Origin of the sequence: Marinilactibacillus psychrotolerans, assembly GCF_900101525.1 — a bacterium.
Taxonomy (GTDB): Bacteria; Bacillota; Bacilli; order Lactobacillales; family Carnobacteriaceae_A; genus Marinilactibacillus; species Marinilactibacillus psychrotolerans.
The window spans coordinates 1-10,300 of record NZ_FMZD01000035.1 but is presented as its reverse complement, the minus strand read 5'-3'; the positions used below and the strand labels follow the sequence as shown (position 1 = coordinate 10,300).

General features: G+C 34.8%; 11 protein-coding genes and 1 rRNA gene. 7 read left to right on the top strand and 5 right to left on the bottom strand.

Going from position 1 to position 10,300, the window contains the following annotated elements; translation table 11 throughout:
* Positions 1-116 precede the first annotated feature (116 nt).
* The 4 genes from BLT22_RS11855 to BLT22_RS11840 all read right to left on the bottom strand — a co-directional run bounded on the left by BLT22_RS11855 (position 117) and on the right by BLT22_RS11840 (position 3,495).
* Positions 117-1,196 (bottom strand): IS30 family transposase, encoded by a 1,080-nt coding sequence (locus BLT22_RS11855; protein ID WP_091762406.1) that lies wholly within the window; start codon positions 1,194-1,196, stop codon positions 117-119.
* 221 nt (positions 1,197-1,417) lie between these two features.
* On the bottom strand, positions 1,418-1,927 hold the full coding sequence (locus BLT22_RS11850) for a phosphatidylglycerophosphatase A family protein (RefSeq protein ID WP_236048945.1): 510 nt from the start codon (positions 1,925-1,927) through the stop codon (positions 1,418-1,420).
* 34 nt (positions 1,928-1,961) lie between these two features.
* Entirely contained in the window at positions 1,962-2,963 is a 1,002-nt protein-coding gene (locus BLT22_RS11845; protein ID WP_091763483.1) for an NAD(P)/FAD-dependent oxidoreductase, read from the bottom strand.
* Positions 2,964-3,003: 40 nt separating this feature from the next.
* A complete protein-coding gene (locus tag BLT22_RS11840) occupies positions 3,004-3,495 on the bottom strand; it encodes a divergent PAP2 family protein (protein WP_091763482.1) in 492 nt (163 codons plus the stop codon).
* A 251-nt stretch (positions 3,496-3,746) separates the two neighbouring features.
* Here BLT22_RS11840 and BLT22_RS11835 point away from each other — a divergent pair, with 251 nt between their 5' ends.
* A complete protein-coding gene (locus tag BLT22_RS11835; protein ID WP_091763481.1) occupies positions 3,747-4,337 on the top strand; it encodes a peptidylprolyl isomerase in 591 nt (196 codons plus the stop codon).
* A gap of 78 nt (positions 4,338-4,415) precedes the next feature.
* Positions 4,416-5,273 (top strand): ROK family protein, encoded by an 858-nt coding sequence (locus tag BLT22_RS11830; protein WP_091763480.1) that lies wholly within the window; start codon positions 4,416-4,418, stop codon positions 5,271-5,273.
* Between the two features lie 40 nt (positions 5,274-5,313).
* Here BLT22_RS11830 and BLT22_RS11825 read toward each other — a convergent pair whose 3' ends face one another.
* Positions 5,314-6,495, bottom strand: coding sequence for a MalY/PatB family protein (locus tag BLT22_RS11825; RefSeq protein WP_091763479.1), 1,182 nt, complete (start codon positions 6,493-6,495; stop codon positions 5,314-5,316).
* 178 nt (positions 6,496-6,673) lie between these two features.
* On the opposite strand from BLT22_RS11825, the gene BLT22_RS11820 reads away from it, so the two are divergent.
* The 5 genes from BLT22_RS11820 to BLT22_RS11800 all read left to right on the top strand — a co-directional run.
* Positions 6,674-7,048, top strand: a complete 375-nt coding sequence (locus BLT22_RS11820) for a CvfD/Ygs/GSP13 family RNA-binding post-transcriptional regulator (protein ID WP_091763478.1) — start codon at positions 6,674-6,676, stop codon at positions 7,046-7,048.
* Between the two features lie 138 nt (positions 7,049-7,186).
* Positions 7,187-7,579: a hypothetical protein gene (locus BLT22_RS11815; RefSeq protein ID WP_236048946.1), complete on the top strand. Its 393-nt coding sequence runs from the start codon at positions 7,187-7,189 to the stop codon at positions 7,577-7,579.
* Positions 7,580-7,684: 105 nt separating this feature from the next.
* Positions 7,685-9,034 (top strand): glucose-6-phosphate isomerase, encoded by a 1,350-nt coding sequence (locus BLT22_RS11810; RefSeq protein WP_087060207.1) that lies wholly within the window; start codon positions 7,685-7,687, stop codon positions 9,032-9,034.
* Positions 9,035-9,143: 109 nt separating this feature from the next.
* Positions 9,144-9,668 carry a GNAT family N-acetyltransferase gene (locus BLT22_RS11805; RefSeq protein WP_091763477.1) on the top strand — a complete coding sequence of 175 codons (525 nt, stop codon included), beginning with the start codon at positions 9,144-9,146 and terminating at the stop codon, positions 9,666-9,668.
* A gap of 464 nt (positions 9,669-10,132) precedes the next feature.
* A 16S ribosomal RNA gene (locus tag BLT22_RS11800) occupies positions 10,133-10,300 on the top strand; the annotation flags it as partial.

Below are 10,300 nucleotides of genomic sequence, written 5' to 3'. Positions count from 1 at the left end.
TGTAAATTTCAAGTATAAGTTAGCCACTTAGTTTAAAATATATTATCGGTTAATTTTCTGTTGTTTAATCGGTTATTAGAAGATGTCACTCGTCATTTGTTCAGCACTAACGAAACTTAGGTCATTTGGGACAAAGAGCGTAGAGCGTTGGCAAAACAGACATGAGGTGTTTGATAGCCGAGTATCTTCCGTGGATAGTCATTCATCCATTGTTGTATTCTCAAGCATTGGGTTTCACTAAACTGACTGATGGCTTTCCCTTTTGGAATAAATCGACGAATAAATTTATGTTGGTTCTCGCTCGTTCCTCTTTCCCATGAAGCGTAAGGATGGCTGAAGTAGACATCCAGCGTTTCTTGAAGCGCCTCATGAAGACCGGCGAATTCAGATCCATTATCAGAAGTAATGGTTTTGAATATTGTAGAGAATCTATCACCCGCTCGTTGTCTTAACTGACTAATGGCTTGATCAACAGATTCTTTATCTTTCCCCGTGAGTTTAAGGATGATTTCAAAGCGTGTTTGGCGTTCAACTAATGTGAGTAATACAGAATCCGTCTTTCCTTTATTACCAACCACAGTATCAATTTCCCAGTGACCAAAGGTCTGTCGATCATTGATTTCAGCAGGTCTTTGTTCAATGGATTGACCTAAAATACGCTTGTTTTTTCTGCTTCTGTAAGAAGAATCTTTTGGCTTGCGTGATAGTTTTTCAAGCAAATCCATATTCGTGGTTCTCATGATCCCTTTGTCAATCCATCCATAAAGAGTGGTTGTACAGGGAATGATAGACGGATCAAATAAGTCGTGTGTCCTAGCAAATCCAACAACCACATCTGGAGACCATTTTTCCAGTAACAGTTTATCATCTGCCCACTCAATAAATGCATCTGTATCAGCCCATTTTGGCCGACGACCACAGTTCAATCGAAGTCGATCGTAAGCTGCTTGTCCGGCATCAGGATCGTAGTAGGTCGTATAGTAATCATACACTTTGCCGGATTGCTTTTGACGGTTAAGTTGAGTGATTGTCCCACGATGTATTTCACTATGAATGGTTTGCGGGACACGTCCCAATGCATGCGCAATCTGACGATTAGAGTAATTTTGGTTCTTTAAAATGGCAATTTGAGCCCGTTCTGAATGAGATAAGTGTTTTCCCGTACGTGCTAATGTGTTATGGTTAGAATGCGTCATGTGAATTCATCCTGTCTATTGAGAGTTAGTGGTATAACTTCAATATAACATGAAATTCACATGGCGTTTTTTTTAGTTAGTCTTGGTGGCTAACTTCATTATAAAATCCAGCATATAAAAATATCTTTAACCTATATCTAAAAAAAAGAAGAAATGAAATCATCTCTTCTTTTCCTAAAATACCCCTGCTTAATGGATTCGCTAGATAATTAAATTTTCGCTTATTTCATGATATCTGATATGCCTGGATCATCATGTGCTAAACGACTGGCAGCAGCTGCTGCAATCGCTCCAACAATATCATCCAGGAAAGTATGTGTCTGATCTTTATTTTGATGATCATCAAGTTTTGAAATTAATTTTGGTTTAGTTTTATCTAAAAAACCGTAATTCGTAAATCCAATAGATCCATATACATTAACGATTGACAATGCTAGAATTTCATCTATTCCATATAATCCTTCATCTTCTTGAATGATTTCTTGAAGTGGACTGGAAAGTTTACCTTGTTCACACAAAACGTCTAACTCAATACCAGTTAGAATGGTGTTTTGAACCTCTCTTTTTTTGATAACAGAACGAACATTTTCTACACAAATCTCCATTGAAATATCAGCTATATAGGGCTTTTGAAGGTCGTAAACTAATTCTGCTATCTCTTCTAGAGAGACACCTCTTTCTTTTAAACGTTCTAGTGCTACTTTATGCAGTTTTGAGCTAGATTGTACCACGGCTGAATCCTCCTTATTATTTTCGTTGTCAAAGCTATTTGTCAAATGATAAATTAGTACTCTGATAAGGTTGAGCATGCTCTTTTGGATGAATATAATGAATTGCGTGATTGACAGCTGTAGGAGCTTCACCAAAACCGGTGGCTATCAATTTGATTTTACCATCGTAAGTACTAATATCACCAGCGGCATAAATTCCTTCAATAGAAGTTTCCATTTTATGATTCACTATAATTTCATTTTTATTTAAATCAATGTTCCAATTTTTAAGTGGGCCTATTGATGAACTAAATCCATAGTTAACGACGAAAAAGTCAAGGTCAATTGATCTAGTTTCATCTCCCTTTGATTTTTTAAAAGTAACAGAATGAAGTTTCTCGTTTGTTCCATTCAATTTATAAGGAACATAAGGAGTAATTAGTTCAATTGATGACTTTCTAACTTGTTCTACTGTGGCTTCATGTGCTCTGAATTTATCTCTACGATGGACTAGATAAACTTTTTTTGCGATTGGTTCTAACGTTAACGCCCAATCGACAGCAGAATCACCTCCACCACATATAGCGACAGTTCTATCTCTATATTGTTCAAGATTGTTTACAATGTAATGTAAGGATTGTTCCTCATATAATTCAGCATTTTCCACAGTTAATTTTCTAGGTTTGAATGCTCCTTGACCGGTTGTTACAATAACTGTCTTAGAATAGTGTGTGCCTTTAGTGGTTCTTAGTTCAAATATATCATCATCTCGTTTGATGATTTCTTCTACTTGTTCTTCAAGACAAATCTGTTGATCAAAGAGTTCCATTTGAGTAGTTAGTTCCTTGATTAATTCTCTTCCTGTGACTGCTGAATGTCCACCAATATCATAAATTTTTTTATCGGGATATAACAATGCGACTTGACCACCTAAGACTGGTAAAGTTTCAATTAGTTTTGTTTTCGCGTTTCTCATTCCTGAATAAAATGCTGAAAACATTCCGACAGGCCCGCCACCAATTATAGTGATGTCGTATATTTCATTTTCTTTAACCAATTTAAATCCTCCATTAAACTAAATACACTTAGTAAATTTACTAGTATACAGTATGAATTAAAAATGAGATCAGAATTCCAGATATAATACCAAAAAAAACTTCAATTGGTTTATGACCGAGAAATTCTCTTGAATGTCTATCGTCTTCAATTAATGCTTTAATGTTTTTAGTTCCTTCTTGTCCAATAGTAATAATTGTTTTTCGAATATTTTCTAAGTCTGCAATGAGCTCATTAATCAGAATCCCGTGTTCACCACTTTGTCGTCTAACACCCATGGAATCGAAAATAACAATCACGCCAAATGTTACAGCAACAGCGACTAAAGGAGAAGCAATTCCCTGTTCTATGATCAAAGCTGTAATTAAGGCAGTAACGCCAGCTGAATGAGAACTGGGCATGCCACCAGTAGAAGTAATCAATGCTAGTGAAGTAGGGCGACCTAATATAAAGGCAACAGGAACTTTAATAATTTGAGTAATAATAATTGCACAAAGTGCGGCAATTAAAGGGTAATTATTGAAAAATGGCATAAACAATCTTCCTTTTTATATGATGCGGTTCTGAGGTTAATCATAACACGAAAAATTAAATAATTAATAGAAAATTTTTAATGAAATTGAATATCTTTTAACAATAGATTTGAATAAATAGAACAGAAATAAACGAAATTAAATACTAATGTCAGTAAATAATTAACTGAACTGGTTTATAGAGAAATAGGTTGGAAACTAGCTCAATCTAAGGTAGAATGTTAATGATATCAAAAGGAGGAATTTATAAAATGATTCAGTTTCCGCAATTAGCAGAAAAGAATGAAAATGCCTTAACAGCTACAATTAAAACAAACAAGGGGGATATTACAGTTCGACTATTTCCAGAACATGCACCTAAAACAGTAGAAAATTTTATTGGATTAGCTGAAAAAGGTTATTATGACGGAGTGATTTTTCATCGAGTTATTCCTAATTTCATGATTCAAGGAGGAGACCCGACTGGAAGTGGAATGGGCGGAGAGAGTCTTTGGGGAGGAAACTTTGAAGATGAATTTTCTCCAGAATTATTTAATTTAAAGGGTGCTCTATCTATGGCAAATGCAGGACCCGCAACCAACTCAAGTCAGTTTTTTATCGTAACAATGTCAGAACTTCCTGAACAAATGATTCCTCAACTTGAACAAGCTGGATTTCCTGAAGAAATTATTAATGCTTATAAACAAAACGGGGGAACACCTTGGCTTGATCAGAAACATACAGTTTTTGGGCAGGTTGTAAATGGCTATGAAGTAGCTGAAACAATTGAAAATGTTGAGCGTAATGCTATGGACAAACCAAATGAAGACGTAGTAATTGAAACAATTGAAGTTCACAACTAATTGGATTATTGGAATAGGTAGAGCTTAAACCGGCTCTGCTTTATTTCTCTACATAAACTTTAGAGAAGGAGTGTTTAAATGTTAGGAGCAATCGAAGCTGGGGGCACAAAATTTGTATGCGCTGTTAGTAATCGTTCGTTAGAAATTCAGGATCGTGTTTCAATTCCGACGACAACGCCAGAAGAAACCTTAGAGAAAGTATTTTCATTTTTTGATCAGTATGAATTAGAAACAATGGGCGTTGGATCATTCGGACCGATTGATGTAAACAAATCTTCAAATACTTATGGGTATATTACTACTACACCTAAAATAGCATGGCAGAATACTGATTTTTTAGGACAATTAAAAAATAGATATAATATACCAATAGGATGGACTACTGATGTAAATGCAGCAGCTCTTGGAGAACTAGAAAAAGGTGCAGCAAAAGGTAAATCATCCTGTGTTTATCTAACAGTTGGAACTGGAATTGGTGGAGGAGCTGTTGTGAACGGTGAACCACTTGAAGGGTTTGGACATCCAGAAATGGGACACGTTTTAGTTAGAATGCATCCGGATGATGACTTCGAAGGTATTTGTCCTTATCACAAAAATTGTTTAGAAGGGTTAGCTTCTGGGCCAGCTCTTGAAAAAAGATACGGTGAGAAAGCTCAAAACTTAACTAATAATCAGAAGGTTTGGGAAATACAAGCTTATTATTTAGCTCAAGCTTTAATGAATTATACGTTGATTTTAAGCCCTGAGCGAATTATTCTTGGTGGAGGAGTAATGAAGCAACAACATTTATTTCCTCTAATTAGAAAAGAGTTTAATACTTTAATGAATGGTTATGTTAATACACCTGCTCTAGATGAATATATTATTTCGCCAGGTTTAGGAGACGATGCCGGAATTACGGGCAGTCTTATATTAGCTTTAAATGAATTAGATTAAACAAAAGTCACTTCCAAAAATTTGGAAGTGACTTTTTAAATCAACGCTTAACTGAATTAAATACCGTTTTGATTCTTTGTAGCCCTTCTTCGAGTACTGATCGTGGACAGGCAAAATTTAAGCGCATAAATTGGTTACTAGATTCACCATAAGCTGCCCCTGCATTTAAAGCAATGTCTCCTTTTTGTATGAATGTTTCTGTGAGTTTATCACTTTCAATATGCAGGCTAGAAGCATCAAACCAGAATAGGTAAGTAGATTCTGGTTTCATATAAAACACTTCAGGAAATTCTTTATCAAAAAAGTCAGCAACTAAATTCCGATTCTCTTCAAGATACTCCATAAGTTCTTTATGCCATTCTTTACTTTTTGAAAATGCCGCTTCAGTAGCAACCATTCCAAACGTAGATATACTGTTTTGTTCTGTTTCGTGTTGTACGGTCTCTATTTTTTCTTTTAACTTATCGTTATAGACAATATAAAAAGCAAGCTTAGCTCCGGCTAAATTAAATGTTTTGCTAGCAGAATGTAAAGTAACCACCCATTTTTTATATTCTTCTTTTAAAGATACTGGAGAATAAATAGAAGAATCCGTATAAACTAAGTCACTGTGAATTTCATCACTGATTAAAATAACCTCGTGTTGAATACAAAGGTCGGTTAGTAGAATCAGTTCTTCTTTAGACCAAATACGTCCTCCTGGATTATGAGGATTACTCAAAATGAACATTTTGATAGAGTTTTCTTTAAAAGATTTCTCAATATGATCGTAATCCATTCTGTATTGTCCGTTTTCAATTACCAATGGCGTACGGTAGACTCTGCGATTATTTGATTGAACAACTGAAGAAAAGGGTGTATAAACAGGATCGTGTATAAGTACACCCTCATATGGAGAAGTGAGCGCTTGAACACAAACTGCTAGGGCACCGACGACACCAGGAGAAAATAATAGGTTTTTTTTATTAATAGTCATCTGATGTCTTTCTTTTTGCCAGCAAATGATAGATTCTAACAAAGCATTGGACGGCGAAGCATAGCCTAAAATTTCTTCATCAATTAATTTATGAAGAGCGAGCCTTATTTGTGCAGAGTTTCTAAAGTCCATATCAGCGACCCACATTGGTAAAGCAGTCGCAGATCCGAATAATTCTTCTCTAGAATTCCATTTGACACTATTTGTTTTAGTTCTATCGATTACTTCATCAAAAATTTGGCTCATATTATCATCATCCTTTATTTTTTTTCATTATATCGTTGTTCTCTACTAATTTCTATAGAGTATTTAGATCTATATTCATTAATTAAAAGCGTGTCATAATTTCCCTACATCTATGTTTCATGCTATAATTGACTAGATAATTATAAAAATACTCCATGACAGACAGAGAGGTGAATTCATGGATTATAAAATTGGAAACCGTGTGCGTGGCACTGTTACAGGCATACAACCGTATGGAGTATTTGTTGCATTAGATGAAGACACACAGGGTCTTGTCCATATTTCAGAATTAAAACACGGTTTTATAAAAGAAATAGAAGAAGTTGTCAAAATTGGTGATGAAGTGGATGTCATTGTCATGGATATTGATGAATACAGTAGAAAAATTAGTCTTTCAATGAGAGGAATGCATAGACCAAAGTATCATCCTTTTTCAAATAAAAAAAAGAATCCTAGATACGGGCGACGAACGGGAATAGAGTTTGAATCAATCAGAAAGCAGCTTCCTTTGTGGATTAATGAAGCGCTTCGAGAAATTGAGAAAGATGAATAACCTAATTGACGGCAGTTTAAAAGTAACTTTACTTTAAAACTGTATACTGTTTCAAAAACTGGATGGTCTCTTTTCATAGCAGAAGCTTCGTATATCCAGCTTGATGAATGACTGGTAAGACTACGAGAGGTGTAAAATTTGATAGCAAAAAATCATTATGTAGCGTGTACAGTTTTAGTAAAAGATGAAAATGATAGATTTGTGTTTTTAGTCAAAAAGGAAGCGGAAGGCTTTTCTTTTCCCGCTACTGAAGTTTTACCAAGAAAAACTGGCTTAGCTTGTATTATTGATCGAATGAAAGAAGTTCTCTTATTGGACGTGGAGAAGTTAGAATTAAATGAACTTACAAATGCAGTAGTGGCAAATCATCGTGTTCCACTATTTGTATTTAATTATGAAGATGAAAAAATCAAGAGTCCCATGGAGCTATTACCAGAAGATAGCGAACTTTCATGGGAGCATTCAGAGAAGATTACTAAAACATTGAAAGATTGGGAAATATCTGGGGTTCCACAATTTTTATTGATTTGAAAAATCAAAATGAGAGGATCTTTTTACCTTCCTCTTGTTTTTTGTAGGACAAATCATTTAAAATAAGTAATGAAAGATACCAAAAATATGGAGGTTAGAATACAAATGGCTCACATTTCATTTGATTATTCAAATGTTTTAAATCGTTTTATCGGAAATGAAGAACTAGGTAATATGCAAGCTCAAGTTTCAACAGCTAACGATACACTAAGAAACGGTAGTGGAGCGGGTAGTGATTTTCTTGGTTGGGTAAATCTGCCTACAGATTATGATAAAGATGAATTTGCACGTATTAAAAAAGCGGCTCAAAAAATCAAGTCTAATTCAGAAATCTTGATTGTCATTGGAATTGGTGGATCTTATTTAGGTGCTAAGGCAGCAATTGATTTTCTTAATCACTCTTTTTACAATGAATTAAATTCAGATAAAAGAGACACCCCGCAAATATTCTTTGCAGGAAATAGTATTAGCTCAACTTATTTAGCTGATTTAATTGAACTGATTGGAGATAAAGATTTCTCTGTAAACGTCATTTCTAAATCAGGAACAACGACCGAACCAGCCATTGCTTTTCGTGTATTTAAAAATCTACTTAATGAAAAATATGGAGAAGAAGAAGCGAAATCTCGTATTTTTGCTACCACAGATAAAGAAAAAGGTGCATTAAAATCACTTGCTAATGCAGAAGGATATGAAACTTTTGTTATCCCCGATGACGTTGGTGGACGTTTTTCTGTACTTACAGCTGTTGGTTTACTGCCAATTGCAGTTAGTGGCGGAAACTTAGACGAGTTAATGCAAGGTGCAGCGGATGCTGCAAGTTTCTATACTAAAACAGATTTATCTGAAAACGAAGCTTACCAATATGCTGCACTAAGAAATGTTTTGTATAGAAAAGGTTATTCTACAGAGTTGCTAATTAATTATGAACCGAATTTACAATATTTTTCTGAATGGTGGAAACAGTTATTTGGCGAATCAGAAGGGAAAGACCAACGTGGTATTTATCCTTCAAGTGCAAACTTCTCAACTGATTTACACTCATTAGGTCAATACATCCAAGAAGGCAGACGTAATCTGTTTGAAACAGTTATCAAGATTGATAATCCTAATAAATCAGTAAAAATCCCTTCAGATACAGAAGATTTAGATGGGCTCGGCTATTTAGAAGGAAAAGAAATTGATTTTGTTAATACTAAAGCTTTCCAAGGTACGTTATTGGCACATACTGATGGAGATGTTCCAAATTTTGTCTTAACAATTCCTGATACAAGTGCCTATACTCTTGGGTATCTATTCTATTTCTTTGAAATATCTGTTGCAATTTCAGGATACTTGAATAGCGTTAATCCATTTGATCAACCAGGTGTAGAAGCATATAAGAAAAACATGTTTGCACTATTAGGTAAGCCGGGCTTTGAAGAGTTGGCTAAAGAATTAAATGATCGTTTATAGAATTAAATAGATATATATTCTGTATAATAGAACCCTCTCCAGCAAAGAATGAATTTTTGCGGGGGGGGGTTCTCTCTATATATGAGTATCTGAAAGGTGAGAAACTTAAATGTCTGAACAGATAGTAGTAAGGTTAGCTCAGAAAGAAGATTACGAAAAAGTTATGGAGATTCTAAGTGATACTGCAAATTGGTTGAATCATAAAGGGTCAACCCAGTGGTCGGACTTGTTGGCTGGAGAAGATGTGCACAATATTAAAAGTGCAATTGAAAATAAGGAAGTCTATTTAGTACGACAACAAGCTGTGTTGATTGGAATGTTTGCGCTTTGGGAGCGTCAGAGTGAATGGGATCAGCTTTTGTGGGGTGGAAAACCGATAGATAATGTTTCTTATTTACATAGACTTACATTAACAAAATCAGCACATGGGCAAAAACTTGGAGTTCAACTGATTAATTCAGCTCTTGATACTGCAAAGCAAAACAAGATAAATAGAGTGAGATTAGATTGCTTAGCGGACAATCAATATTTAAATAAACTGTACAAAAATTCTGGGTTTCAATTAAAAGCTACTGATAAAAAAGCAGATATGTTTAATAGTAATTTTTATAATCTATATGAAATATTTATTTGAAAAGCTTGTTTAACTGTAGGCTAAGCACTTTAAAAAGAAATAGTAGAGTTTTTAGAATATTTCTATTGACCAGATCTATATATCGTGATAAAGTATATCTTGTCGCTTGTGAGTAACAAATGAAGGTTCAAAGCTATTTAAAAATAAAAATAATTTGTGCTTGACACAGTTATTAACAAGATGATATACTATTACAAGTCGAGTAAGTTAACGCTTTCAACGTTGATTTGACTAGACATTGATGAAATAAAAGTTGAAAAAAGTTGTTGACACTGAATCGACAACATGGTATGATATAAAAGTTGCTGACAAACGCAGCGACATCTTATAGAATAGTAGATCTTTGAAAACTGAACAAAGTAAAATTAACCAAATGTGCAGGGGTCTTCGATTCTTTATTGGATCAAGACAACTATCGGATGAACAAGGTTCATCCACAATTAATACAATGAGCTTTTCAAACTTAAAACGAGAGTTTGATCCTGGCTCAGGACGAACGCTGGCGGTATGCCTAATACATGCAAGTCGAACGATGAAATCCTCTGCTTGCAGAGGATGGATTAGTGGCGAACGGGTGAGTAACACGTGGGTAACCTGCCCATAAGAGGGGGATAACATTCGGAAACGGATGC

Bases quoted from the DNA above. Each gene is read 5' to 3' on its own strand.
- BLT22_RS11835 (WP_091763481.1), top strand. From the start codon at position 3,747: ATGATTCAGTTTCCGCAATTAGCAGAAAAGAATGAAAATGCCTTAACA.
- BLT22_RS11805 (WP_091763477.1), top strand. From the start codon at position 9,144: ATGTCTGAACAGATAGTAGTAAGGTTAGCTCAGAAAGAAGATTACGAA.
- BLT22_RS11820 (WP_091763478.1), top strand. From the start codon at position 6,674: ATGGATTATAAAATTGGAAACCGTGTGCGTGGCACTGTTACAGGCATA.
- BLT22_RS11840 (WP_091763482.1), bottom strand. From the start codon at position 3,495: ATGCCATTTTTCAATAATTACCCTTTAATTGCCGCACTTTGTGCAATT.
- BLT22_RS11825 (WP_091763479.1), bottom strand. From the start codon at position 6,495: ATGAGCCAAATTTTTGATGAAGTAATCGATAGAACTAAAACAAATAGT.
- BLT22_RS11830 (WP_091763480.1), top strand. From the start codon at position 4,416: ATGTTAGGAGCAATCGAAGCTGGGGGCACAAAATTTGTATGCGCTGTT.
- BLT22_RS11810 (WP_087060207.1), top strand. From the start codon at position 7,685: ATGGCTCACATTTCATTTGATTATTCAAATGTTTTAAATCGTTTTATC.
- BLT22_RS11855 (WP_091762406.1), bottom strand. From the start codon at position 1,196: ATGACGCATTCTAACCATAACACATTAGCACGTACGGGAAAACACTTA.